The organism is Micromonospora sp. URMC 105 (assembly GCF_051386295.1).
Lineage (GTDB): Bacteria > Actinomycetota > Actinomycetes > Mycobacteriales > Micromonosporaceae > Micromonospora.
On the sequence record NZ_JBPQTL010000087.1, the window covers coordinates 1 to 24123 of the forward strand.

Here is a 24123-nt window from a genome sequence, read left to right on the forward strand (position 1 = left end):
GGCTGGGGTAAGAGCTGCCTCCGGCGGGGGCCAGACGACTCCAGGATGGAGTTGCCGAACGGTTTCGGTCGTGGGTGGCTGAGGTGGGATGCCATCCCGTCAGCCACCGACCCAGGCAAGCCGAGCAGACCAGGGCCAGGGTGACAAGGTCGTACGTCCGGTACGGCGCTCCACCTTGTCACCCTGGCCCTGGCCCGCTCCACGGAGTGTGGGTCGGCGGCAGACGGGATGACACCAGCATGGACCGTTTCCGCATAGACTTGAGGCTCTGTCGTTTGTAGAGCAGTAGTACCTAGGCCGCCGTGCAGTCAACCGGAGGATTTGTGGAAGATATCAAGTCTGATGTAGCGCGGATGGCAGCAAACGTCGACGAAGAGCGGGATCAGTCCTTGATTGACTCCTTTTCTCTAGCCCGGCCCAGATATGTCGCATTCTGCGACTCCATGCGCTTGCTTGTGCAGCGCCTGTGCGAGAACTCCGGCTTCTCGGCCACGGTTGAGTCTCGGGCGAAAGAAGTTTCCAACTTGGCGGAAAAGCTCAAACGGAAGCGGGGTTATGCAACCCTGGACGACATACCGGATTTGGCCGGCGTCCGTATCATAGTGCGATACTCAAGCGAGGTTGCGCAGGTCGCCGAGATGCTATCCCGTGAGTTCTTGGTTATTGAGTCATTCACACATGACTATTCATCGCCGGATAGCTTCGGATATCGCAGTCACCACATGGTAGTCGCGCTTTCTAATAGGCGCTCTCGCCTCACAGAGTGGACCGACTCGGAGGGTCTCCGTGCGGAAGTGCAGATCCGTACCATCCTGCAACATGCCTGGGCGTCAATAAGCCATAGCCTCGATTACAAGTCAGAATCAGATATTCCTCAAGACCTTAGGCGCGACCTGTTTAAAGTTGCCGCTCTGCTTGAGAGTGCCGACGACAGCTTTGAGCGATACAGGCAGAGCGTCGGTCTGCTGAAGCGGCACTATGCCGAAGAGCAGAATTGGCGCTCGCTTCCCATTGATATCTATTCCTTGAGGTCCCACTGGCCTAAGCTTCCCCAAAGGCCCATCAGCGATGCGTGTGAAGCCCTAGGGGTAAAGATCCGCGTAGGTGAGCGCGTCGCTGATGAAATTCTACTAGCACTTGCCAGGGGCGCAGCCATGGCCCGCATCCAGACCTTGGGCGAGCTGGAAGACTTCATCAACACAGCGGATCTGCGTGAATACTACGACCGGTTCCTTGTGGCTCTGGATAACCGAGAGGCGTTCCAGTCCGTCAACGGCGCGCTAATGCTGCTCGGAGTTTTTTGTTCTCTCGACCATATAGCTTCAAGCGATCGCGACTATATTCTTGGTATTCAGCAGCCCGGGCAGCCGGAAATGATCAAACAGCGAGAAGGGGACCCAAGCTGAATCTATCCAGGAAGCTTGCTCGCTAGGGGCTGAAACATCGTCCAGCGTGACAGTCGTTAGGTGGTGATTGGTGGAGTCGACTTGGCCACATTTCGCTTCTTAAATTCTTCGAACCGCTTCTTGTAGACGTAGATGTGGTCTAAGAGTGCTTCAGCGAAGTCAATTGCGTCGTTAGCGTCTTCGCGGCTAACTTGCCTGCCAGTATAATGGGCGCCTTGATTTCCCAAAACGCGGAGACTGTCAGCCCATTCGGCAATGCTTTGATCGATTAGCCCTTCAGACTTCATTCTCTCGATTTGTCGCGCCAATGGTCGTTCGGTGATCTCATTATCGACGCCGATTCCTTCAAGCGTTCGACGAACCATAACTACTGCTGCCGTATAAGCCTTAGCCTCAAAGCAGGTCCTAGCTTCTTCGAACTCTCGACGGAGTTCGGTTGGTACGTCGAGACTCAGTTGACGTTGAGCGGGGTAGGCGAACTTTGTCACTTCATTAAGTGATGCGAAGAACCATAGTTCGCGTACCTGCAACGAAGCCTCGCGGCAGTCCGTGCATCGCAGTAGCGTGTACTCGAAGTCCGGCGAATCGTGGTCTTCAGGGTCGTCTTTGGGAACGACTACGACACCCTTGACTTCCTGGATTGCCGGGCATTCGCAATGCGGACAGATCATGACTCTCTGGGTCGACTGTACTGGAGTCGATGTCTCCACGTCAGGCATGTTGCGATCATTCCAGGGAACCGACGCCGTGACTAGCTCTCTCGTCTATGTAGGCGCTGACACCCCTCAAAGATGTTCGCGGCTCGCACTACGAGGCTTCAGGCGCAGGCCTAGTCGCTGGTAGGGGTAGCGTTGGCACCAAACGGGCTGGCCTGGCCGGCGCCCAGCTCGGCCCGTGCCTTCAGGGAGAAGTCAGCGAGAGATCCGCCGAAGGCAGGACGCTTGGTTCGCTCCTCAGCAAGAAGTCAGCAAGAGGCGCGATGTCATCCACCACGAAACGACCTTCGATGTCGACCATGGTGCGTGCGACGACACCGTCCGGCATCGGTTGAAGCGCGCCGATAGGTGGGATTCACGTTCACACCGAAGAGATCACGGGTTCGATCCCAGTGTTCCCCACGCAGGCCGCAGGCCACTTTCCGGGAACGGGAGGTCGCCTCTTTGCCGTCCTGCAGTAGCTCTGTGCAGCACCGAATCGACTGGCTACTTCTCACTTCGACTGCGGGGGACTGAGCCATGCGAGGGGCTGTCCGCTGAGGGCGGCGTCGGCGAGGCGGTGGGCACTCACGGTCTTGAGTGCCGCTCGTGAGCTGTCGATCCAGCGCTGCACGTTGTCGATGCCCTGGTGCCGGTACTCGACGGCTTGGACGAGGCATTCCAGTTTGTCGGCGTCGCGAGCGACGATGGCTTCTGGTGTCTCGCCAGCTTCGTACTCAGCGACGGCGGCGGTGATGACGTCGGCGACGGCCGGTGGGCAGTCGGCGACCTGGTCAGCGGTGACGGCGGTGTTGGGTACGGCGGTGAGGTAGCGCTTGGCGATGTGAGGGATGTCGGTGATCCGGGTTTCCTGGGTGTCGTGCAGGAGGCACAGCATCGACACCCGGGCCGGGTCGGCGCCTTCCATGGCGGCGAGCATCATTCCGATGAGCGCGGTCCGGAAGGAGTGTTCGGCGATGGACTCGGGGTGCTTGACGCCGGCGAACCACCAGCCGGTGCGGGCGGCGCGTTTGAGTACGCCGGCTTCGAAGATGAAGCTCATTGCTCCGGCGGCGTCGTGGTCGTCGCTCATCTGCCCGTCCCTGTGCCGGTGAGTCCGTCCGCCCGCAGGCTGTAGACGATAGAGGTTAGTTCCTGCCGCGACTGGGCGGAGATCCGGTCACTGTCCAGGAGAGGGACACTGCGGTCGAGGAGTGACCGGGTCGCGGCGGGGTTGTCGAGGGCGAGGCCGCGTCGTGCGGCCAGTAGAGCCCAGACGTTGTGGATGTTGAGGTCGACGAAGGGATGCGCTGGGTCCAGGCGCTCAATTAGGTGCCGAAGAAGGATTGAGCCATGCCAGTCGGCGAGCGTCCCGGGCATGAAGCAGTCGTCGCGGTGCCGGTACGGGATTTCGCCTACCCAGTAGGCCGAGTAGTTGAGGGCCGCTCGCTCGCAGGCGTCGTCCGGGTGTGCCCGGGCGATGAAGTCTCGCAGCGGTTCGGGGTCGCCCTGGTTGGCGAGGGACGTGACGACGGAGCGGGCGTCGGGCCACAGAGGTGACCAGGTGTGGAAGGTGGTCATCCGGCGGGCGCGGGCGGTGGTCTGGGTGAGCCATCCCGCCGCCGCCCTGGTGGGGTCCATGCCGGCGAGGAAGCAGGCTTGCCGGTGCAGCAGCACGTTCGGATCCCGTCCGGCGGCTGCGCGTTCGGCGAGCACGTGAAGGCGAGCGAAGAACGTGCGTTGCTCATCGACGGGCAGGGCCGGCCCGGATGCGACCGGGCCTCGCCGGGGATGGGCGATAGGTAGCCCTCTGGCGAAGGTCGGTGTCTGCCCGAGGACGGCCCAGAGGATCAGATCGGTCAGGCGGTGGGTGAGTACGGACCAGCCCAGCGGTTGTTCAGCGACGTCGCAGCTGTCCACCTGATCGTCGAGGACTGCGGCGAGGATGAAGTCTGCCTCGGCGGTGTCGTCGAGCGCGGCGAGCAGGGCTGCGTTCGCGCCGAGCCGTCTGAGCCGGTTCCGGACGGCGATCACTTGCCCGAGCGGCACTGCGGTGAATGGCCGGCGCCCGGTTTCCCAGCTCTGTACGGTCACGCGGTCGACGCCCAGGTCGACGGCGAGCTGCTCTTGCGTCAGCGGGATGGACTCACGGATCAGCTTGAGCAGGTAGCCGGTTACCTCGCCGCGCTGTAGTGCTGATCGTCCACGACCTGCCACGCGTCATCCCTACGTTGACCGGTGGTCGACGTTCCCGCCGTGAAACCAGCACTGCGGCAGTACATATGGCCTGCTCACTCGTACTACGGGTGAGTCGAACCGCCGCCACCAGTACCTGATCGCCGTCGCCATGACCATGGCCCGGCGACACCGCCCGGCATGGTCATGGCGGAAGTGGCGCTGGATCTGCCGCTGCGGCGTCGACCTGCCCTGTCGCAGCCGACACCGCACCCCGATCAACCGAAAGCACTGGCCCGCCCAGGAGGAGCAGTGAGCAACGAGGCGGAGCAGCGGATCCTCGTCGTACATCTGCCGGGCGAGGACGGCCTGTGCACCGGCTGCCGGGGCTGGTGGTCGCGGCTCACGCCGTACCCGTGCTGGCAGGTCGAGTGGGCGACCAGCCGCCAGGCGCGGTCGCTGACGGCGGCGCTGCTCGGAGGCTGCGCATGACCACGCACGGACCGGTGCTGCCCATCTGGAGCTGCGCCGGCTGCGACGCACCCTGGCCCTGCCGGACCCGTCAGCGAGAGCTGCGCGCGGAGTTCGACGGCGCTCCGATATCCCTGGCTCTCTACCTGGGTGCTCAACTGGTGCGCGCCTCCGAAGACCTGACCTGGGTGCCGGCGGGGGTGCTGCACCAACGCTTCCTCGGCTGGCTGCGCTGAGCATCTTGCGACCTGGGGACGAGAGATTCCACTACAGCGACGGCTCCCACCGGTGGATCCCGCCGGACCCGGACTACGACCAGGAGGTCTGGGACGAGCAGGTGCGCCAGCACAAGCACGGCCACCTGCGTAACGAGCGCCCGAAGGTCCGCATACAGCGCCTCGTCTGACGCCAGCAGTACAGCAGCGAAGTACAGCAACAAGGCCAGCCGAACCGAGCGGAGAGGTGCGCTAGCAGGCCGTCTGACCTTGGTCCCGCTCAGCAAGCAGGCAGCCAAGCCGGCGAGCAGGAGCGGACAATTCTGGACCTGGACCTCAGGGCCGCAGCGCGCGTAGGAACGCTATGGCTGTAGTGCGGCGGGTAGGCGTCCTGGCGGCTGCCAGGGAAGTCATGTGCGCATCGAGGCGCTCGCGCTCGTCGTTGGTCAGCGCGGCGGCGATGGCTTCGCCGTACGTCGGGACCAGGGGGTTGGGGGCGGCCCGCTTGAGCGCGTCCCAGTCGCTGATCGGCTCGTCGGGTACGTCGAGCTGGGCGCGGTAGTCGAGCTCCACCGCCTCGAAGCCCGAAGTCTCTGCCCAAGTCATGAGGTCGCGTTCGTCGAAGTCGAACATCGGCTGTGGGCGTCCCCGGTACACGTTGCCGACCTTGGCGATCAGGTCGTCGACGGGGGAGCCGCCCAGGCCGAACAGTTCGTCGGGGCGGTGCTGCAGCTGGAAGCGGTTGATGGGCTCGAAGAGGGAGAGCCTTCCGCCTGGTCGCAGCACTCGGAAGAACTCCGCGAACGCGGTGGCTTTGCGGTCGGAGTAGATGAGCACTGAGCGGGTGGTGACGACGTCGACGGAGGCATCCGCAACGCCGGCGAGGTCCTCGGCCGGCGACTGTACGAAGCTGCACCGCTCATCGCCGTCGGCGATCCGCCGGCACTGGTCGAGCAGGTCCTGCGACACGTCGCTGAAGATGACACGGCCGTCCGGGCCGAGACGGTCGAGCGCACCGAACCCAATCAATCCGGTGCCGCATCCGACGTCGAGGAGGACGTCATCGGGTTTCAGGTCGGCTCGGTCGAGGACGCCGTCGCGGAACCACGCCAGGTCTGAGGCGTACCGGGCGCGCAGGGTGGCGCTGCCGCCGTCTCGGCGCGTCAACAACCACTGTGCCCACCTGTCGGTCGTCATCGGGTCACGATAATGTCGGCCCGAGCACCGCACTGGCCCGTCACACAGCGACAGCGGGCCAGATCCGGACTATGCGCGGAACCATCAAGGATCGTAGGTGACGGGCAACGAGCGCTTCCGCTGCTCAGAGTGCCATTGCAGCTTGCAGCGCAACTGCCTTCCTGAACCGTGTCTCCCAGCGGCAACGACGGCTTGCGGACATTGGCACCTGGACCACGCGGACCTGGCGGAGGAAGTTCGCCCCGTCGTTTGGCGGTCTCGTACGCGTCCTTCGCGGTGCCACCGGTCAGAGCCGTGCGAATCATGATGTACCGGTCAAGCTCATGGACGTGGTTGGCGCACACCCACCCGTCAACGGGTTTGTTCGTCCGGCAGCCTTCGCCGCAACGTTCGCACGGCCGGTTCGCCCGCTTCGACGGCACCGTGCCCTCAGCTGGCCCGCTAGGTTGCTTCGGCTGCCCGAGGGCTCTCCGCTCGCGTTGGCGTCGCCGCCTCATCGAAGTGGTCCCTCCAAATCGAGGTCCGGCTGTCGTTGTCAAGATCCTTTCCTCGCGAGTCGATGATCTTCCGCCAGCGGGCCCTTCAGGGATCGGATGGCGAGGCGTCCGGGATCGGCGCCGCCTCGATGCTGGCGGCAGCGCGGCTCGACCATTCCCGGCTCGCGATGCCGGCGGGCCGTCGGCGATGCTGTGGGCGTGGAGTACGTGTCCAGAGTGCCGCGACCGCCGCTGGACGGGCTGATCGACGACCTTTACTACCTGGAGGGTGCGCCGCCGTACGCCCGGCTGACGCTACCGCCGATGCCGGCGGCGTTGCTCATCGTCAACCTCGGGCCGCCGTTCCGCATCCGCGCCGGCACCGCCATCGAGCCGACCGATTACGCCGACGGCTGCGTGGTCACCATGCCCACCCGCGCGTTCGAGTTCGGCTACCCACTCCGGACCCGGTCCGTCGGCGTGCACTTCAAGCCGTGGGGGCTGGCGCCGTTCCTGCCGATGCCCGCGGCCGAGCTGTGTGACCGGCCGGTGACGGTAGAGCAGGTGTGGGGCCGGCGCGCCATTGCTGAGCTGCGAGACCGGCTGGCCACGGCGGACGGACCGCACGAGATGCTGACGCTGCTCGAGGAGGAGCTGACACGACGGCTGTGCGAGACCGCCGGCCTAAGGCTGGTCCGCCAAACGAGCAGCGTCATCGCGGCGACCAGCGGAGCGGTGGCGATCGGCGACCTGAGGGTGGCAGCCGGTGTCAGCAGCACTCATCTGGCACAGCGGTTCAAGGAACTCATCGGCGTCACGCCGAAGCGGCTGGCCCGCACCTACCGCTTCGCCGCCACCGTATTCTCGATCAACCCCGCCGAACCGATCGACTGGGGCGACCTCGCCGGTCGCGCAGGCTACTTCGACCAGGCCCACTTCGGCCACGAGTTCCGGGCGTTCACCGGGCTCACGCCGACCCGGTACGTCGAAGTCCGGCGGCAGTTCCTGCGCGAGTATCCCGGCCACGTGCTGGACAGCTGGCCGCTGCCGGCCGATTGATTTCTTACAAGAGCGACAGCTCACGACACGCCAAGATGGGGGCATCCCGAAGCAGAGGAGCGCCCCATGGGCAAAGTAGTCATGTACAGCTCGGTGTCGGTGGACGGCTTCGTCGCGGACGAGAATGACCAGCCCGGACCGCTGTTCGACTGGTTGTCCAGCGGTGACGTGCCGTTGGACGAGAGCGGCGAGTTGAAGGTGTCGCAGACGTCTTACGACTACACCCGGCCGTACTGGGACCAGATCGGGGCGACAATCGTCGGCCGCCACGTCTTCGACATCACGGACGGCTGGGACGGGCAGCCTCCGGGCGGGGTCGACCATGTGGTCGTCGTGACGCACCGGCCGCAGCCCGAGGGCTGGAACCCCGAGGCGCACTTCCACTTCGTCGACGGCGTCGAGGCAGCCGTGGCCAAGGCGCAGGAGCTTGCGGGTGACCGCATGGTCGAGGTCGCCGCTGGCGAGGTCGGTGGCCAGGTGCTTGCCGCAGGCCTGGTCGACGAGGTGCGCATGGACGTCGTACCCGTCGTGTTCGGGTCCGGCAAGCGCTACTTCGGGTCGGTCCACGCGCAGCACCTGTTGGAGGATCCTGACGTGGTGATTCAGGGCAATCGGGTGCTTCACCTGCGCTATCGGGTGCGCCGTTGACCGATCTGAGCGTCCACACCGGGCTGCCGGCGAAGTGAGTCAGAGTTTCTGTACGTCTCCAAGGCGGCTCTGAACGGGCCGCACGCACCCCCGCCTGGGCGCGCGTCGGCCGCGTACAGAAGCCATGCTTGCGGGACCTTGAGCGAGCCAGCGACCGAGTGAACCGCCTTGCTGGCATTCCATAGACCTCGAGCGCGGCAAGCAAGATCCGGAACATGCGCGGAATGGTCAAGGGCTGTGCTGGGAAGCCCTCGGGTGTATGTCCTGGTAGGGCGGGGCCTGCCCAACAGGCGCTACACCCCTTTCTAAACCGTGTGGCGGCAGCAGCGCTGACAGCAAGTAGCCACGACGCGGGCGCGCTACCCAACGACCGACCGGTGCGTGGACGAGTACTGGCGCACGTACTCCCAGACCGGTTCGGAGAGTTCCTCATCGGATCGCTCCTGGCCCACCACCTCGTACCAGGCAAGGTTCTCGATCCAGAACCGGGCAATGAACTGGTCGAAGTCCTCGGCCACGCGCACGAGGTCTTCATGCGGCTCCTCCTGGGGGTTCACCCGCAGGTCGTACGCCTCACCGCCGCACACGACCTCGTGACGGCCGTCCGGGAGCAGGTGCAGATACCAGAACAGGCAACCCTGCTGGTCGTTGAGGAATCGCACCAGCTGCGCCCCATGGTGGACAGGGCTCGGGGCCAGCGGAAGATCCGAAGCCCAGTAACACGACGTACAGGTCGGCACCGAGTCGCGTAGCACCGGATCAGCCATGAACGCGACGAACTGCTCCGGCAGGGCTGCCTCATGCCCGAACACGGGCCTGCCATGGGTCAGCGTGTCCAGGCCGTACTGACCGGCAGCGCGCTCATTGAGTGGCACCAGTTCCCGCATCCAGCTGTGCAGACCGCCTGGATGTCCGAGGGGAAGCGCCGGCAGCGCGGTGCGGGGGCTCCCGCTGTACGTGGCGAAATCGACTTCGTGGCTGCGGAACCTGCCTAGATCGAACGAGATCCACCCGTCGTTGATCGTCATGGCGGCACCATAGCGGCGGCCACCGACAGCGCCCGCCGTGCGTCGAGCTCCACCGGATGCCTCACGGGGGTTGCTGCAAAGGCGGGTGCCAGGCCGACGTCGGCGGGCAAGAATACGGCGTGGCATCCCACCAGCAGTCCCACGATCGAACCCGCTACGTCCGCGACCGCCAGTGGCTCGAGTACGCGGTTCATGAGCTTCCCGCCGGTGTGCTGTGGGGTGTTGACGGCGCGACGCCGGAGCAGTGCGCCGAGATGCTGGACGGCTTGGACGAGTTCGCCGGCGTCTGTGATCGCCTCGGTCTGGCGGGCCACGCAGAATTCATCGACGGCTGCCGGTGGCATTTCGACCACTATCCGCACTTCCTGGGTCGGCGCCGCCACTTCGTGGATTACGTCACCTACATACGTGACCGGCGCGGGCCGGTGCGGGTTCCGCCACCGCCGCGACCGGACTGGTTGGGACGTCGCTGACCCAGCGCCGCGTGACGTTGCCCGACACGGAATCCGGTCGAGTTCCGCTCTAACGCCACAGCGCTACGGGCCATCACCGCCGCTTGTCCGGCAGCCAAGCTGCCCACATCGCTGCGACCGCGCAGAGCAGCAGCAGGCAACCGAACCCACCACAGAGCAGCGCGCCGCCGGCGAGGAGACCCTCCACGCGCATGATCGTAGGCTCGGGGCAGCGACCAGCAAGCCCCGCTCGGGCCGCCGCTGGGCCCTGCAGGCCGTCGAGAGTTCACGCCGAACAGGTCACTTATCGAGCTTGCCGGGCCTTGAGGAAGGCGTGAAAGAAGCTCTCGGGCACTGAGCCGCTTCGTGACGTTTTTTCGGCCCAGGCCGGCCGCATTTCCGGATGCTACATTGCTCGACAGGTACAAATGGCCCGGTCGAATGAGAAGGGGCCGATGGTCATGACAGCAATTCGCATTTTTCGGCGAGGCACACCACGTCGAATATTGTGTATCGGAATTGTCCTCGCGTTGGCTCAAGCGCTCGCGCCAACCGCCAGTGCAGCGGGCACAGGCGTCCGGCCGAGAATCAACTGGCGAGGGGAGGATCCGCTGTCGAGTGCCAGGTACGCTCTGGCGGCCGCCGCCGTGCCAGATGGGTCGATCTTCGCGATCGGGGGAGCCGACGGGGCCTCCGTTACTCGTGTCGTCGAGGTGTACTCGGTCAGGACGAGACAGTGGACGTTCGGTCCGCCGCTGCCGCGTAGCAGGTACCGCCATGCTGCGGCGACCGGCGGGGACGGCCGCGTCTACGCGATCGGTGGCAGCTCGCCCGGTGACGAGCAAGCTTTTCTCGCTTCGGTGCTCGCGCTGAGACCCGGCACAAATCATTGGGTGCCCGTCGCGCCGATGCCAACCCCACGTCAGTTGCTCGCCGCGACCACTGGACGAGACGGCCGCATATACGCCGTCGGAGGTCACCACTACAGGACGCTCAGCGCTCTTGAGATCTACGACCCGAAGACGAATCGGTGGACGACCGGAGCGCCAATGCCGACGCCGCGCTACGAGATGGGCGTGGCGAGCGGGCCGGATGGTCGAATCTTTGCGATCGGTGGCTGTGGAAACGGCGTGCTGAACGTCCTCGACGTGGTCGAGGTGTACTCGCCCCGGACCAATACGTGGACGACGGCCGCGCCGCTACCGACCCGACGTTGCCTCGTCGATGCCACCTCAGGCCCTGATGGTCGAATCTACGCGGTCGGAGGCTGTGAACTGGTCACGACCCCCACGGGAACATCGGATTGCGTCGACACCGCGCGAGTCGATGTGTACTCGCCCCGGACCAACAGCTGGAAAACGGTCACGGGCACCGCCATCCCCCATCGCGAGGGAGCGCTCGTCACCAGCGGCAGGAGGATGTTCGCCATCGGCGGGCACACGGACGCCGTGGAGTCCGCGCGGTTGGTCCCCTGTTGGATCAGGTGCCGCTGACAGCAACCAGCCCAACGAGCGCGACCACGGTGTTTGACTCGCACCAAGCCTGCCTCGACCCGTTCGCCGGCAGGTCACACCGGAGAAGGTCAAGCTCCTCGGGTACGCCTGGCCGATCGTCAGCTCCGCCGCTCGGCTCCGGCATGGCGGGCGTGCGTCCGGGTACTGCTGACCGTGACCTTCTCGATCGCGGCGCGGTGTCCGCGTACGGGCCAGCTCGGGGTGGGAGCCCTGACGGCCAGACCCGCGGTCGGCAAGCTCGTCGCGCACGTCCACCTCGGCGGTGGTGTGGTGGCGACCCAGGCCACCCCCAATCCGTTCCTGGCCTACGACGGCCTGCCGCTGCTCGCCGAGGGCCGCCCGCCGCAGGACGTCCTGGAGGAGTTGCTGGCCCGGGACCCGGGTCGGGAGGTGCGGCAGGTCGGCATGGTCGACCGTCAGGGCCGCGCGTACGCCTTCACCGGCTCCCGTACGAAGGACTGGGCGGGGCACCACACCGGGCCGGGTTACGCAGTGCAGGGCAACCGCCTGGTGGGCCCGGAGACCCTCGCGGAGATCGTCCGGGTCTTCGAGGACAGCCGAGAACTCGACCTGGCGGAGCGGCTCGTGCTGGCCATCGAGGCCGGCGAGGAGACCGGCGGTGACCGGCACGGCGCACGGTCGGCGACCGTGACGGTGATCGGCGATCAGCCGTACCCGATCTGGGACGTGTGGGTCGACGACGCCGTGCAGCCGGCGTGGGAACTGCGCCGGCTGCACGGCGTATTCCAGGAGGAAGTGCTGCCGACCATCCAGCAGCTGCCCACCCGCGACGACCCCATGGGCGAGGCCGCCCGGCAGGCGCTCGGGTAGCCCGCGCTCCAGCGGCCCCGCGGGAGCCGGCTGAAGAACAGCTGCGGTTCAGAGATGGGTGAGCAAGGAGGTCACCGGTTCGCCGGCAACGGTCAGGAGATGGCCGCCTTGACCAGCTCGACGACCTTCTTCTCCACCGCGGGGCTCCACTTCTGCAGCGCGTACGCCACCGGCCACAGATCGCCGTCGTCGAGGTTGGCCGTGTCCTGGAAGCCCAGGGTCGAGTACCGGTAGTTGAACTTGGCCGAGTCCTGGAAGAAGATGACGATCTTGCCGGCGGCGTTGGCGTAGGCGGGCATCCCGTACCAGGTCTTCGGGGCCAGTTCCGGGGCGGCGGCGGTCACCGTCGCATGCACCCGCTCGGCGAGTGCCCGGTCCTCCGGCGTCATCTGCGCGATCCGGTCCAGGACGGCCTGCAGGTCGTCGGCCTTCTTGGCGCCCTTCTTGCCCTCGGCGCGCAGCTCGGCGGCGCGCTCCTTCATCGCGGCACGCTCCTCGGCGCTGAAGCCGTCGGACACGGTGGCAGTCTTCGCGGACATTCTCGGGCTCCCTGTCGTCGTTCGAGACTCGGCGTGGCGCCGGCTACCTGGGGAAAAATCTAGGCCCGGCGGCACCGCGGGCGCTTCTCGATTCCTGATCGGATCGCAGGTCCGGACGAGGCGTTCGAGTAGCGCGCTGCTGGGCCAGGGACGGTCCGCACACCGGGGGCGGACATGCCCCTGAGCCTGTGCGGCAGGCAACCGCGGCCGGCGGGACGTCCCGCCGGCCGCGATCACGGCGAGCGCGACGCCCGCCGGCCGTGACTCAGCCGCGCGACCAGCGTTGGTTGGCGGCGCCGTGGCAGGTCCAGAGCAGCACCTTGGTGGTGTTGGTGGTCGCCGCCCCGGCGACGTCGAGGCAGAGCCCGGACTGCTCGCCGACGATCGTGCCGTCGGCCCGCCAGGTCCACTTCTGGTTGCGTTGCCCGTTGCACGGCCAGATGATGACCGCCGTGCCGGCCGTGGTCCCTTGGTCGTACGCGTCGAGGCACTTGTCGCCGTAGACCCGCAGTTCCCCGGCGGGGGTGCTGGTCCAGAGCTGGTTCGCCGACCGCTGGCAGTCGTAGATGATCGTGGCGGTGCCGTTGGTCCGCGCGGCGCCGTTGACGTCGAGGCAGCGTGCGGAGCCGGCACCGACGATCGTCGAGGTGGTCAGGGTGGCCGGAGTCCCGCCCCGGACGCGGAAGACCGCCACCCCGTGCGCGGGCACGTCGGCGGCGAGCGTCCCGGTGCTCGACGACGTCGCGCCGGTCCACAGGTCCCGGACGGTGAACGGGCCGACGCCGAGCAGGCCCACCTCGGTGGTCGTGGTGGCGATCCGGGTGGTCGCACCGCCCCGGTTGAGCAGGGCCACGGCGACCGAGCCGTCGGCCAGGGCCTTGGCGACGACCTCGGTCGAGCCGTCGTCGCGTACCCGGCGCCCGCCGTGGCCGGCCGGGTCCTGGTTGACCGCGATCAGGTCGGCGTTGCGCAGGACCGCGCTGACGTCGGCCGACATCGACCGGATGTCGTTGCCGGCCATCAGGGGCGCGGCCATGATCGCCCAGAGCGCGAAGTGCGCCCGGTACTCGGTGGGGGTCAGGCCACCGACGCCGACCTCGAGCATGTCCGGGTCGTTCCAGTGGCCGGGGCCTGCCTGGCCGGCCAGCGGCAGCGTCTCGTCGACGATGTTGACGACGCCCATGGGGTACGAGTTGACGTTGCCGGTGTCCCAGTAGGGCTTGATGTCCTCCGTGGTGCGCCACAGGTCGGCGATCGCGCTCCAGTTGTAGGTGGTGCCGGTCACCGCGTGGTAGCTGTTGGGGTTGATGCTGTAGACGATGTCGCGCCCGGTGGCGCGTAGCGCGTCCCGCATCAGGGTGAACGCGGCGACCTGCTCGTCCCGGCTGCCGTCGGGGGAGCACCAGTCGTACTTCAGGTAGTCGACGCCCCATGCGGCGAACGTGGCGGCGTCCTGCCGCTCGTGACCCAGGCTGCCGGTGGAGCCGGGGTAGCCGCCGCCGCGCTGGGCGCAGGTGCGGGCGGTGGGCACCTGGTAGATGCCGAACTTCAGGTCCTTGCCGTGCAGGTAGTCACCGAGCGCCTTCATCCCGCTGGGGAAGCGGTCGGGGTTCGCGCGGAGGTTGCCCTGCGCGTCGCGCTGCGGATCGAACCAGCAGTCGTCGATCACGACGTACGAGTAGCCGGCGTCGCGCATGCCGGAGGAGACGATCGCGTCGGCCATGCCGCGGATGAGGCCCTCGTCGATGTCGCAGCCGAACGTGTTCCAGGAGTTCCAGCCCATCGGCGGGGTCTGGGCGGGGCTGCCGGGCGCCGCCGGGGCGGGTGCCACGGGCAGGGCGACGGCGAGCGCCGCGGTGGCCAGGAGGGTCAGCGCCGACGCGAGCACGCGCCAGCATCGGGATCGATGCATTGCCATCTCCTTGCGGGAGAAGGGCAGCACCTCGGACGCCGACCGGGGAACTCTGCCACACGGATGAACGTTTTCTATCAGAACCTCACATCGACGGTCAACAATGAACGTCGACGGTGGCTCAGGAACGTCCGAGGCGGGGCACGACCGGGCGCACCTCGACCGGAGCCCCCGGCCCGCCACCCGCTCGCGAGCGGTACGCCGGAACGCCCACGCAGGTGAAGAGCAACGCCCCGAGGTCGTCCGGCTCCCCGAGCAGGGGCGGGACCTCCGAGTCGATGAAGGTCATCCCCGACGCGCCCGCGCCGAGGGCGTATGCCGCCAGGTGCAGCCGCCCCTCGACCAGCCCGGCCGCGAGCTGGGCGTCGCGGTAGCCCCGGTCGTCGAGCGCCGACAGCGGCGTGGCCGCGATGACGACGTACGCGGCATCGCCGGCGAGCGACTGGTCCAGGCAGACCCGCAGCAGCTCGTCGCGCAGGTCGCCCGCCCACAGCGGCCGTGCCAGGTCGGGCCAGCGGTACAGGCCCGGTGCCACGTCGTCGACGCCGTGGACGGCCACCCAGTGCGGTACTCGCACGCCCCGCAGGGCCGCGGCCAGCGACCACTCCAACAGCGGGCGGGGCAGCGTCCGGGACCGGTCCATGCGTCGCTGCGAACCGCGCCGGCGTACGACCTGGTCCAGCGATTCCGACGGCGGATGTTCCGCCAGCGCGGGCCCGTCCGGCCAGGGCGCCCCGAGCACGTCCCGCTCGCCGGCGCGCTGGGCGGTGGTGCACAGCGGCAGCTCGACCGGCGGCAGCTCACCCGCCACCGCCGGCCCGGTGGCGCCGATCGCCGGCTCGCCGTCGCCGAGGGACAACAGGGCGAGCGGGTACTCGTGCACGCCGTCCGCCCCGACCAGCTCCCGCACCGCGACGTCCGGGAAGAGCGAGCGCAACCGCGGCGCCATGCCCGCGCTCGCCGCCGCCGCCGACAGTTGCGACAGCAGCGTCCCGGCGTCCCAGTAGAGATGCCGCCACCCGCGCTCGGCGTAGCGCCACCCCGTCCGCCACGGCACACCCGTCACCACCAGGGTCGTCGCGGCTCCGGTGGCGGCGGGGCCGACCTGGACCAGCGCGTGCCGCGTCGCGTCGTACCAGTGCACACCGTCCGGGACACCGGCGACGCCGCGGGTGCTGGCGTAGACCTCCAGCGGAAAGCGCGCTCCCGCCGATCCGGAGGCGCGGTAGAGCACGCGGCGCCCGTCGCGTTCCGCGGTGCGGACGACCCCGGCGCCGAGGAAGAGCACCCGCCCGAGCTGCGCCGCGTCCAGGGGCTGCGCCTCCGGCGTGACGCCCGCGAGGACGGCGGTCGCGGGGACGGCGGAATCGGGCAGGTCGCGCGGCAGCGCCAGGACGGCCAGCCCGTCCGGGTACGCCTTCATCGGTGGCGGGAGGGTCGCGGGGTCGTTCGGGACGAGGTCGCGGCGCACGCGCGGGTCCGCGACGGGCACGTCCCACTCGCGGTCCGGCAGGTACGACGTCAGCCGGTGCAGCAGCCCGGCGCCGGAGTCGAGGTCCACCCGGCCATCCTGCCAGGCCGGGCGTCGGGCGGCGATCGCCTCCGTAGCGTTCCGCGGCGGCAAACAGGCCGTCTGCCCACCCGGCACGGGAACGGGGAAGAGGAATGGATGCCCTGTTCCGGGCGCGGAAGACGGTTGGCCCCGCGACGCGCGGGTATCCGCCGCCGTGACCGACTGGCCGAAGGTCTTCACCCCGGACACTCCGTTGCTGGAGATCGTCGTCCGGGGCAGCGTCATCTACCTGACGCTGTTCTTCCTGCTACGGGTCCTGCTCAAACGGGAGAGCGGCACCACCGGCGTCACCGACCTGCTCGTCATCGTGCTGATCGCCGACGCCGCCCAGAACGGCATGGCCGCCGACTACACCTCCATCACCGACGGCCTGGTCCTCGTCACGGTGATCATCGGCTGGTCGTACCTGCTCGACGCCCTCGCCTACCGCTGGCCCGCCGCCGCCCGGCTCATCCACCCACGCCCGCTGCTGCTCGTTCGTGACGGACGGATCCTGCGCCGCAACATGCGCCGCGAACTCGTCACCGAGGAGGAACTGTACGGGCAACTCCGCCAGCAGGGCATCGACGATGTCGCCGCTGTCCGCGAGGTCCGCATGGAGTCCGACGGCCAGTTCAGCGTGATCCCCGCATCCGGCGACGCGCCGCACAACAAGCGCGACAGGCGCCGAGCCGTCTGAGGTCCGGCGTCAGACTCCGACCGCAGGGGTGCACGGTCAGCGGGGCCGGCCGGTCAGGCTGGCGGCGGCCAGCCGGGCGAACTCCTGCGGGTTGTCGAGCATGACGTTGTGCCCGGCGTTCGGCACCGTCAGCACCGTCACCCCGGCGGCGGTGAGGCCGTCCGGGTCCCGGACCGGGGAGCCCCGCTCTCCCTGGATGAACGTGCGGGGGATCGGCAGTCGCACCAGCATGTGCCGCATGGTGGGCCGGGTCGCCGCGACCAGGTGCACCGCGCTGCGGTGCAGGCCGACCGGGTCGGCGAGCCGCATGGTGGCGGCCCACTGCGGCCCGACCCGGTCGAGGGTGTCGGCAAGGCCGCCGGCCAGGAACTCCGCCTCGGTGTACGCGTTGATGCCGCTGCCGCCCGCCTTCGGTGCCGGGCTGGGCTCCAGGTTGGCCTCGACCAGCACCAGCCGGGCGACGAGGTCGGGCCGGTGGTGGGCGAGCACGATCGCCACCGCGCCGCCCATGCTGTGGGCCACCACCTCCGCCGCTCGCACCCCGGCGGAGTCCAGGGCCGTGGCGAGGGTGGCGGCGTGCTCCTGGAGCGTGTAGCCGAAGTCCGGCGGTCGATCGCTCAGCCCGTGACCGAGCAGGTCGACGAAGAGTGACCGGTGCCCGGCCAGTTCGGGGCGGGTGGCCACCGGGACGAAGTACGGCGCGGACATGGCGCCCAGACCGTGCAGGTACACCCGCACCGGCTCGGCGCCGGACACCTCCACCCACCGCATCCGAGCCCCGTCCGGACCCACCGTCGCGTCACGCATCTGCCGGACGACACCTCCGCGCCGAGGGACCTCGGCCTGACGAACAAGGGAACGCCTTCTACCCGGCGAACCTCGTCTCGAACCTGCCGGCGTGGCGGTCGAGATTCGTGCGGTGCTGTCGATCCGGCTCCCCGTCGTTCGTGTAGCGGGCGAGCGGCCGGCACGGTGCCGACCGTCGACACGGAGGGTGTGTGGTGATGCGGAAGCTGATCGTCATCGAGTTCGTGACCCTTGACGGGGTCATGCAGGGGCTGGGATCGCCGGACGAGGACCGGGACGGCGGCTTCGACCATGGCGGCTGGGCCGCGCCCTTCTTCGACGAGGACCAGGGAGCGGCCGCGGTCGAAGGACTGAAGTCGACGACGGCGTACCTCTTCGGCCGCAGGACCTACGAGAAGATGGCCGGCTACTGGCCGAACCAGCCCGACGAGAACCCGATGGCCGCGCACCTCAACGCGACCCCGAAGTACGTCGCCACGCGGACCCTGACCACCCTCTCCTGGTCGAACTCGGAGGTGCTCGGCGGAGAGCTGGTTCCGGCCGTCCTGAACCTGAAGGCACAGGGCGACGGTGACGTCGCCGTGCTGGGCAGCGGGGTGCTGGTCCAGCAGCTCATCGCGGACGATCTCGTCGACGGATACCGCCTGTTCCTGCACCCGCTCCTCCTGGGCACCGGCAAGCGGCTGTTCCGGGAGATGAACCGGCCCAGACGGCTGCGGCTGGTCGGCTGCACACAGACCACCACGGGCGTACTCATGCTCAGGTACGACACGGTGTGACCGCCCGTCCCGGCGTGGCCGCTGTCGCGCCGGTGCGCGTCGGTGGCCTGGGGAAACGGGTGGACCGCAAGGAGCGGTCGGCGGATCGCCGGTTACCGTTGCCGTGTGCGGGCGGAGGCGGGCGAGACGATCGGCTTCTCGGTGCTCGGCTCGGTCAGGGTCGTCCGCGCCGGCACCGAGCTGCATCTGGGCGCCCGCCAGCAGCGGCTGGTGCTCGCGTTGCTGCTGGCCCGGGCCGGGTCGCCGGTCACCCTGGCCGAGCTGGTCGACCTGCTCTGGGACGAGGAGGCCCCGGCCAGCGCCGCGAACGTCGTGCACCGGCACGTCGGGGTGCTCCGGCGGCTGATCGAGCCCGGCCTGCCCACCCGGTCGACGGGCCGGCACATCCTCCGGGAGCTCTCGGGCTATCGGCTGCGCGCCGACGAGGACTCGCTCGACCTGCTGAAGTTCCGGTCGCTGAGCCGGCTGGCCGGTCGGAGCCTGCAGGACGGCGACCCGGAGTCGGCGCTACGGCATTCCCTCGACGGGTTGCGGCTGTGGCGCGGCCGGTGCGCCGCGGGCCTGGAACCGGCCTCCCGGCTGCATCCCGCCTTCCTCGCCGTGGAGGCCGAACGCGCCCAGGCCGTGCGCGAGGCCGCCGACGCCGCCGAGCGCTGTGGCCGGATGAGCGCGGTGCTGGCGCCGTTGCGGCAGGCCGCCGAGCAGCACCCGCTCGACGAGTCGCTGCAGAGCCGGTTGCTGCTGGCGCTCGCCGCCGACGGCCGCCAGGCGGAAGCCGTCGAGATGTACCGGGCGGTACGCCGCCGGCTCGCCGACGACCTGGGCATCGACCCGGGCGAGGAGCTGCGGGAGGCGTACGACCGGCTGTTGCACCAGCGCACCCAGCCGGCGCGTACCGATCCGCCGCCGCCGCTTCCCCGGCCCGCGCAGCTCCCCCCAAACCTGCCCTTCTTCACCGGCCGGGACGACCTCGTCGCCGAGGCCCGCGCGGCGCTCGCGCGCCCGGACGGGCCGGCGGTGCTCGCCGTCGACGGCATGCCCGGAATCGGCAAGACCGCCCTCGCCGTTCACCTCGCCCACGAGTTCGCCAGCGGGTACCCGGACGGGCAGCTCTATGTCGACCTGCGCGGATACGACGGGCACGAGCCGGCGATGAGCCCGGCCGAGGCGCTGCGCGGCTTCCTCGGCTCGCTCGGGATCCCCCAGGAGGGCATTCCCGCCGAGCTGCACGCCCAGGCCGGCATGTTCCGCAGCAACCTCGCCGGGCGGCGGGTGCTGATCCTGCTCGACAACTGCCGGGATGCCGAGCAGATCCGGCACCTGCTGCCGGGCACTCCCGGCTGTCTGGTGATCGTCACCAGCCGCAGCCGGCTCTGCACCCTGCTGACCGCGGCCGGCGCCCACCCGTTGCCGGTCGGCCTGCCGACCGTCGACGAGGCACGCAGGGTGCTTCTGCAGCCGCTCGGCGCCGGGGGCGTCACGGCGGACCCCGCCGCGATCGACGCCATCGTCGCGGCCTGCGGGCGGCTGCCGCTCGCGCTGGCCATGGTGGCGAACCGCCTGGCGAGCCCGCCGGCGACGACACCGGCGCAGATCGCCGCTGAGCTGGCCCAGGCGCCCGGGCTGGACGGCTTCGACGGCGACGACCCGAAGACCGGCCTGCGTGCCGTCTTCTCCTGGTCGTACCAGGCACTGTCCGCCCCGGCCGCCCGGCTCTTCCGGCTGCTGCCGATCCATCCCGGCCCCGACATCACGGTCGCCGGGGCGGCGGACCTGGCCGGCGTCCCGCTGCGCAGCGGGCGGACGCTGATCGGCGAGCTCAGCCGCGCGCACCTGATCAGCGAGGACCTGCCGGGCCGCTACCGCACCCACGCCCTGCTGCTGGCCTACGCCACCGAACTCGGCGAGGAGCACGACAGCCCGGCCGAGCGCGCCGCCGCGCAGCTGCGCTGCCGGCAGTCTCACCGGCCCACCGGCTGACCGGCGGTCACGTCGCGTCCCTGACCGGTTGCGATCGGCGACGGCACTCGATCCGCACTTCCGCGTCAGTCCATCGGCATCGGCCGTCCCTAGGCTCCGCCTCATTGACCGTTGCTCCTGGCTGTGGGAGGAGATGCCGTGCTCCGGGCACCCGTCGAATCACCGGCCGGCCGGGCCGAACGCATGACCGCGCTGCATGCGGACCACGCCCGCGCCGTGCTGCGTCTTCTGCTCCTGCTGACCCGCGGCCACCGGCAGACCGCCGAGGATCTGCTCCAGGAGACGATGCTGCGGGCCTGGCGCCACCTCGACTCGGTGCCGGCCGAGCCCGACGCCGCCCGCCGGTGGCTCTGCGCCGTCGCCCGGCGGCTCGTCATCGACGGCGTCCGGCTGCGGCTCACCCGCCCGGCCGAGGTTCATCTCGTCGACATGACCTGGATCCCCGGTGGTGACGACACCACCGGGACCGCGCTGGCGTCGCACGCCATCCGGTACGCGCTCGACCGGCTCAGCCCGGCGCAGCGCAGTCTGCTCTCCGAGGTCTACCTGGTCGGGCGGTCAGCGGAGGAGGTCGCGGGCCGGCTGGGGGTGCCGATCGGCACGGTGAAGTCCCGGACCCACTACGCGCTGCGCGCCCTGCGTACCGGCCTCGAGGCGGCCTGAGCAGGGGCGACCCCGCCAAGTCGGCGATCCCGTCACTGAGTCGAAGATCACATTGCTGCGGCGCGCCCGTCGCCCGGCGCGGGCCCTGCCGCCATGCTATGGCGATCGTGGCAACCAGCCCTTCATGGATCGCATCGAGATGACCAGCCCGCTCTCCTTCGCCGTTCTCGGCCCGGTGCGGGCCTGGCGCGGCCGGTCCGAGATCGACCTGGGCACCCGGCAGCAGCGGCTGATCCTGGCGTTGCTGCTCGCCCGGGCCGGCGGTGCGGTCAGCGTCGCCGAACTCGTCGACCTGCTCTGGGAGTCCGACCCCCCACCCAGCGCGGTCAACGTCGTGCACCGGCACGTCGGGATGCTCCGGCGGCGCTTCGAGCCGGGCCTGCCGACGCGGGCGGCGGGCTCGGTGCTGATCCGCGACGGCGCCGAGTACCGGCTGCGGATCGACGGGGAGTCGCTCGACCTGCTGCGTTTCCGGCGGCTGGTCGCCCGGGCCGGCGGCAGTTCCGGCGAGCCCGCCGTCGAGCTCTACCGGGAGGCCCTGGCGCTGTGGCGTGACCGGTGCGCCGCGGGCCTGCAGGCCGGCGGCCGCACCCATCCGGAGTTCGTCGCGGTCGACGGCGAGCGGTTCGCGGCCGTCCGGGCGGCGACCGACGCTGCCCTGCGGGCCGGGTGCGTCCACGCGGTGCTGCCCGCGCTCCGACTGGCCGCCGAGTACGAGCCGCTGGACGAGGCACTGCAGGCGCGGCTGCTGCTCGCCCTCGCCGCGGACGGCCGGCGGGCCGAAGCCCTCGCGGCCTATGCCGACATCGAGCACCGGCTCGCCGACGAACTCGGCATCCAGCCGGGCGGCGAGCTGCGCGCGGCCCGGGACAGCCTGCTCGACCACGACGCCCCGGCCGACGGCTCCAGGTCGCGGCGCGGCGCCGGACGCGCCGAGCGGGAGTTGTCGCAGCCGGTCCGGGCCGAGCCCCCGGCGCAGTTGCCGGCCGACCACCCCTACTTCACCGGCCGTCGCGACGTCCTGACCGCCGCCGAGGAGCTGCTGGCCGGCGACCGGCCGGCCACGGCGCTGGTCATCGACGGCATGCCCGGCGTCGGGAAGACCACCCTCGCGGTGCACCTGGCCCACCAGCTGGCCGCCCGCTACCCCGACGGGCAGTTGCACGCGGACCTGCGCGGTTTCGACTCCGGCGACTCGGTGATGACACCGGCGGAGGCGCTGCGCGGCTTCCTGTGGTCCCTCGGCGTCGCGCCGGCCGCCATCCCGGCCGAGCTGCACGCCCAGGTCGGCCTCTACCGCAGCATCCTGGCCGAGCGCGGGATGCTGATCCTGCTCGACAACTGCCGCGACTGGGACCAGATCCGGCATCTGCTGCCCGGCACCGGCCGCAGCCTGGTCATCGCCACCAGCCGCCGCCGGATCACCGGCGCGGCCGGCCAGGCGGGCGCCCACCCGCTGCACCTCGACCTGCTGACCGACGCCGAGGCCCGCGAGCTGCTCACCCGCCGGCTCGGCGACGCGGCGGCCGCCGACCCGGCCGCCGTCGACGAGATCATCGCGCGGTGCGGCCGGCTGCCGCTGGCCCTGGCGCTGGTCGCCACCCGCAGCGTCGGCCGGCCCGGGCTCAGCCTGCCCGCGGTCGCCGGCGAGCTCGCCCAGGCCGACGGCCGGCTGACCGGCTTCGGGGACGGGTACGCCGACCTGGAGGCGATCTTCTCCTGGTCCTACCGGGCCCTGACTCCCGAGGCAGCCCGGTTCTTCCGGCTGCTGCCCCTGCACCCGACCGGGGAGCTGAGCACCGAAGCGGCGGCCGCCCTGGGCGGCCTGTCCCTGCGCGCCGCCCGCGGCCTGCTCACCGAGCTCGGCGCGCAGCTGCTGGTGCAGCCCGGCGACGGCCGGTGGCGGATGCATGATCTGCTGCGCGCGTATGCGGTGGAGCTGGGGGAGGAGCACGACGACGCGGCCGAGCGGGACGCCGCCGTCGAGCGGGTCTACGACTACTACCAGCTCAGCGCGTACGCGGCGCACCTGCCCTTGCAGCCGCAGGTGCCGCTGCCGGAGCCCGAGCCGTCCGTGCGCGGGGTCACCGGGCGCGGCTTCACCGGCCGGGCCGACGCGATGGCCTGGTTCGCCACCGAGCAGCGGGTGCTGACCGACATCATCGCGCGGGCCAAGGACCGCGGCCGGCCCGGCACCGCCTGGCAGATCGCCTTGGCCCTGCAGAACTTCTTCCAGGACACCGCGCAGTTCCGGCAGTGGGCGGCAGCGGTGAGCACCGGCCTCGCCGCGGCCGGGGACGACCCCGCCGTCCAGGCCCTGCTGCACCGCAGCCTCGCCGGCGCCTGCTACTTCCTGGCCGATCTGGACCGCGGGCTGTCACACCTGCAGCACGCCCGGGCGCTCTTCGAGCGCCTCGGCCGGCGCACCGAGCAGGGACACGTGGAGAACAACATCGCCGAGATCCGGCTGGAGCAGCGGCGCTACCACGAGGCGATCCGGCATGCCGAGGCCGCGCGGGCGCTCTTTCGCGCCGAGGGCAACGTGCGGGGCGCCACCAACGCCCTGCTGGTCATCGCGCGGGCGCAGGGCCGGCTCGGCCGGCACGCCGAAGCGCTGGGCATGTTCGTCGAGGCGCGGCGGCAGTTCGAGGCCCTCGGCGACCTGCACGGGACGGGCACCACCCAGGCCTGGCTGGCGCACACGTACTCGATGATCGACGACCTGCCGCACGCGATGGCCAGCTGGCAGCAGGCGGTCGAGACCTTCCGCGGCGTCCGGGCCACCCACCACACCGCGGAGGTGCTGCTCAGCGTCGGCGACTTCCACTCCGCCAACGGCGACCCGGCCCTGGCCGGGCAGGCGTGGAGCGAAGCCCTCGCCGAACTGGACGGGACGGACTCGCCGATGGCCCGGCGGATCCGGGACCGGCTGCGCTGGCACCGGTGACCCGGACGCCGCGGAAGGTCTCGACCGCCTGCTGCCAGCTGGCCATCGCGTGCGGCAGGTCGTCGATCATCGAGTAC

General features: G+C 69.7%; 23 protein-coding genes. 14 read left to right on the forward strand and 9 right to left on the reverse strand.

Annotated features, from left to right (window positions below; genetic code table 11):
• The first annotated feature begins 323 nt into the window (after window positions 1-323).
• A complete protein-coding gene (locus tag ACSNN7_RS22780; RefSeq protein ID WP_436682991.1) occupies window positions 324-1406 on the forward strand; it encodes a GTP pyrophosphokinase in 1083 nt (360 codons plus the stop codon).
• 56 nt (window positions 1407-1462) lie between these two features.
• On the opposite strand, the gene ACSNN7_RS22785 is transcribed toward ACSNN7_RS22780, so the two are convergent.
• The 3 genes from ACSNN7_RS22785 to ACSNN7_RS22795 all read right to left on the reverse strand — a co-directional run bounded on the left by ACSNN7_RS22785 (window position 1463) and on the right by ACSNN7_RS22795 (window position 4318).
• On the reverse strand, window positions 1463-2125 hold the full coding sequence (locus ACSNN7_RS22785) for a DUF4145 domain-containing protein (protein WP_436682992.1): 663 nt from the start codon (window positions 2123-2125) through the stop codon (window positions 1463-1465).
• 490 nt (window positions 2126-2615) lie between these two features.
• Window positions 2616-3194, reverse strand: a complete 579-nt coding sequence (locus ACSNN7_RS22790) for an HD domain-containing protein (protein WP_436682993.1) — start codon at window positions 3192-3194, stop codon at window positions 2616-2618.
• Entirely contained in the window at window positions 3191-4318 is a 1128-nt protein-coding gene (locus ACSNN7_RS22795; RefSeq protein ID WP_436682994.1) for a helix-turn-helix domain-containing protein, read from the reverse strand. The genes ACSNN7_RS22790 and ACSNN7_RS22795 overlap by 4 nt, the downstream gene beginning before the upstream one ends.
• A gap of 270 nt (window positions 4319-4588) precedes the next feature.
• On the opposite strand from ACSNN7_RS22795, the gene ACSNN7_RS22800 reads away from it, so the two are divergent.
• From ACSNN7_RS22800 to ACSNN7_RS22810, 3 genes are read left to right on the forward strand one after another with little or no spacing between them, the layout of a single operon-like run.
• Window positions 4589-4768 carry a hypothetical protein gene (locus ACSNN7_RS22800; RefSeq protein ID WP_436682995.1) on the forward strand — a complete coding sequence of 60 codons (180 nt, stop codon included), beginning with the start codon at window positions 4589-4591 and terminating at the stop codon, window positions 4766-4768.
• Complete coding sequence (locus tag ACSNN7_RS22805) at window positions 4765-4983, forward strand: hypothetical protein (RefSeq protein WP_436682996.1); 219 nt, start codon at window positions 4765-4767, stop codon at window positions 4981-4983. Before ACSNN7_RS22800 ends, ACSNN7_RS22805 begins: the two co-directional genes overlap by 4 nt.
• 5 nt (window positions 4984-4988) lie before the next feature.
• Entirely contained in the window at window positions 4989-5153 is a 165-nt protein-coding gene (locus ACSNN7_RS22810) for a hypothetical protein (protein ID WP_436682997.1), read from the forward strand.
• 145 nt (window positions 5154-5298) lie between these two features.
• Here ACSNN7_RS22810 and ACSNN7_RS22815 read toward each other — a convergent pair whose 3' ends face one another.
• Window positions 5299-6159 carry a class I SAM-dependent methyltransferase gene (locus tag ACSNN7_RS22815; RefSeq protein WP_436682998.1) on the reverse strand — a complete coding sequence of 287 codons (861 nt, stop codon included), beginning with the start codon at window positions 6157-6159 and terminating at the stop codon, window positions 5299-5301.
• A gap of 689 nt (window positions 6160-6848) precedes the next feature.
• Here ACSNN7_RS22815 and ACSNN7_RS22820 point away from each other — a divergent pair.
• Both ACSNN7_RS22820 and ACSNN7_RS22825 read left to right on the forward strand, forming a co-directional pair.
• Entirely contained in the window at window positions 6849-7694 is an 846-nt protein-coding gene (locus ACSNN7_RS22820) for a helix-turn-helix domain-containing protein (RefSeq protein ID WP_436682999.1), read from the forward strand.
• 66 nt (window positions 7695-7760) lie between these two features.
• The gene (locus ACSNN7_RS22825; protein ID WP_436683000.1) at window positions 7761-8342 is read left to right on the forward strand and encodes a dihydrofolate reductase family protein; all 582 of its coding nucleotides are present in this window, start codon (window positions 7761-7763) and stop codon (window positions 8340-8342) included.
• Between the two features lie 359 nt (window positions 8343-8701).
• Here the strand turns inward: ACSNN7_RS22825 and ACSNN7_RS22830 are convergent, their stop codons facing one another.
• Window positions 8702-9370 carry a hypothetical protein gene (locus tag ACSNN7_RS22830; protein WP_436683001.1) on the reverse strand — a complete coding sequence of 223 codons (669 nt, stop codon included), beginning with the start codon at window positions 9368-9370 and terminating at the stop codon, window positions 8702-8704.
• A gap of 119 nt (window positions 9371-9489) precedes the next feature.
• On the opposite strand from ACSNN7_RS22830, the gene ACSNN7_RS22835 reads away from it, so the two are divergent.
• The 3 genes from ACSNN7_RS22835 (at window position 9490) to ACSNN7_RS22845 (ending at window position 12167) form a co-directional block, all read left to right on the forward strand.
• Complete coding sequence (locus ACSNN7_RS22835; RefSeq protein WP_436683002.1) at window positions 9490-9843, forward strand: hypothetical protein; 354 nt, start codon at window positions 9490-9492, stop codon at window positions 9841-9843.
• Between the two features lie 440 nt (window positions 9844-10283).
• Window positions 10284-11315 carry a Kelch repeat-containing protein gene (locus tag ACSNN7_RS22840; protein ID WP_436683013.1) on the forward strand — a complete coding sequence of 344 codons (1032 nt, stop codon included), beginning with the start codon at window positions 10284-10286 and terminating at the stop codon, window positions 11313-11315.
• 174 nt (window positions 11316-11489) lie between these two features.
• On the forward strand, window positions 11490-12167 hold the full coding sequence (locus tag ACSNN7_RS22845) for a DUF1028 domain-containing protein (RefSeq protein WP_436683003.1): 678 nt from the start codon (window positions 11490-11492) through the stop codon (window positions 12165-12167).
• Window positions 12168-12259: 92 nt separating this feature from the next.
• On the opposite strand, the gene ACSNN7_RS22850 is transcribed toward ACSNN7_RS22845, so the two are convergent.
• The 3 genes from ACSNN7_RS22850 to ACSNN7_RS22860 form a co-directional block, all read right to left on the reverse strand.
• Window positions 12260-12706, reverse strand: coding sequence for an iron chaperone (locus tag ACSNN7_RS22850; RefSeq protein WP_436683004.1), 447 nt, complete (start codon window positions 12704-12706; stop codon window positions 12260-12262).
• Window positions 12707-12971: 265 nt separating this feature from the next.
• On the reverse strand, window positions 12972-14618 hold the full coding sequence (locus ACSNN7_RS22855; RefSeq protein WP_436683005.1) for a glycoside hydrolase family 27 protein: 1647 nt from the start codon (window positions 14616-14618) through the stop codon (window positions 12972-12974).
• A gap of 121 nt (window positions 14619-14739) precedes the next feature.
• Window positions 14740-16179, reverse strand: a complete 1440-nt coding sequence (locus ACSNN7_RS22860) for a nitroreductase family protein (protein WP_436683006.1) — start codon at window positions 16177-16179, stop codon at window positions 14740-14742.
• A gap of 166 nt (window positions 16180-16345) precedes the next feature.
• Here ACSNN7_RS22860 and ACSNN7_RS22865 point away from each other — a divergent pair, with 166 nt between their 5' ends.
• A complete protein-coding gene (locus ACSNN7_RS22865; protein WP_436683007.1) occupies window positions 16346-16870 on the forward strand; it encodes a DUF421 domain-containing protein in 525 nt (174 codons plus the stop codon).
• Window positions 16871-16906: 36 nt separating this feature from the next.
• On the opposite strand, the gene ACSNN7_RS22870 is transcribed toward ACSNN7_RS22865, so the two are convergent.
• Window positions 16907-17677: an alpha/beta fold hydrolase gene (locus ACSNN7_RS22870; RefSeq protein WP_436683008.1), complete on the reverse strand. Its 771-nt coding sequence runs from the start codon at window positions 17675-17677 to the stop codon at window positions 16907-16909.
• Between the two features lie 197 nt (window positions 17678-17874).
• On the opposite strand from ACSNN7_RS22870, the gene ACSNN7_RS22875 reads away from it, so the two are divergent.
• From ACSNN7_RS22875 to ACSNN7_RS22890, 4 genes are all read left to right on the forward strand, one after another.
• Window positions 17875-18456: a dihydrofolate reductase family protein gene (locus tag ACSNN7_RS22875; protein ID WP_436683009.1), complete on the forward strand. Its 582-nt coding sequence runs from the start codon at window positions 17875-17877 to the stop codon at window positions 18454-18456.
• Window positions 18457-18561: 105 nt separating this feature from the next.
• The gene (locus ACSNN7_RS22880; protein WP_436683010.1) at window positions 18562-20436 is read left to right on the forward strand and encodes a BTAD domain-containing putative transcriptional regulator; all 1875 of its coding nucleotides are present in this window, start codon (window positions 18562-18564) and stop codon (window positions 20434-20436) included.
• Between the two features lie 138 nt (window positions 20437-20574).
• A complete protein-coding gene (locus tag ACSNN7_RS22885) occupies window positions 20575-21099 on the forward strand; it encodes a sigma-70 family RNA polymerase sigma factor (RefSeq protein WP_436683011.1) in 525 nt (174 codons plus the stop codon).
• A 124-nt stretch (window positions 21100-21223) separates the two neighbouring features.
• Complete coding sequence (locus tag ACSNN7_RS22890; protein WP_436683012.1) at window positions 21224-24046, forward strand: AfsR/SARP family transcriptional regulator; 2823 nt, start codon at window positions 21224-21226, stop codon at window positions 24044-24046.
• Window positions 24047-24123: the final 77 nt, after the last annotated feature.

Excerpts from the sequence above, each read along its gene's own strand:
- ACSNN7_RS22785 (WP_436682992.1), bottom strand. The coding sequence starts at position 2,125 with ATGCCTGACGTGGAGACATCGACTCCAGTACAGTCGACCCAGAGAGTC.
- ACSNN7_RS22805 (WP_436682996.1), top strand. The coding sequence starts at position 4,765 with ATGACCACGCACGGACCGGTGCTGCCCATCTGGAGCTGCGCCGGCTGC.
- ACSNN7_RS22875 (WP_436683009.1), top strand. The coding sequence starts at position 17,875 with ATGCGGAAGCTGATCGTCATCGAGTTCGTGACCCTTGACGGGGTCATG.
- ACSNN7_RS22840 (WP_436683013.1), top strand. The coding sequence starts at position 10,284 with ATGACAGCAATTCGCATTTTTCGGCGAGGCACACCACGTCGAATATTG.
- ACSNN7_RS22890 (WP_436683012.1), top strand. The coding sequence starts at position 21,224 with ATGGATCGCATCGAGATGACCAGCCCGCTCTCCTTCGCCGTTCTCGGC.
- ACSNN7_RS22815 (WP_436682998.1), bottom strand. The coding sequence starts at position 6,159 with ATGACGACCGACAGGTGGGCACAGTGGTTGTTGACGCGCCGAGACGGC.
- ACSNN7_RS22870 (WP_436683008.1), bottom strand. The coding sequence starts at position 17,677 with ATGCGTGACGCGACGGTGGGTCCGGACGGGGCTCGGATGCGGTGGGTG.
- ACSNN7_RS22790 (WP_436682993.1), bottom strand. The coding sequence starts at position 3,194 with ATGAGCGACGACCACGACGCCGCCGGAGCAATGAGCTTCATCTTCGAA.
- ACSNN7_RS22850 (WP_436683004.1), bottom strand. The coding sequence starts at position 12,706 with ATGTCCGCGAAGACTGCCACCGTGTCCGACGGCTTCAGCGCCGAGGAG.
- ACSNN7_RS22825 (WP_436683000.1), top strand. The coding sequence starts at position 7,761 with ATGGGCAAAGTAGTCATGTACAGCTCGGTGTCGGTGGACGGCTTCGTC.
- ACSNN7_RS22830 (WP_436683001.1), bottom strand. The coding sequence starts at position 9,370 with ATGACGATCAACGACGGGTGGATCTCGTTCGATCTAGGCAGGTTCCGC.
- ACSNN7_RS22855 (WP_436683005.1), bottom strand. The coding sequence starts at position 14,618 with ATGCATCGATCCCGATGCTGGCGCGTGCTCGCGTCGGCGCTGACCCTC.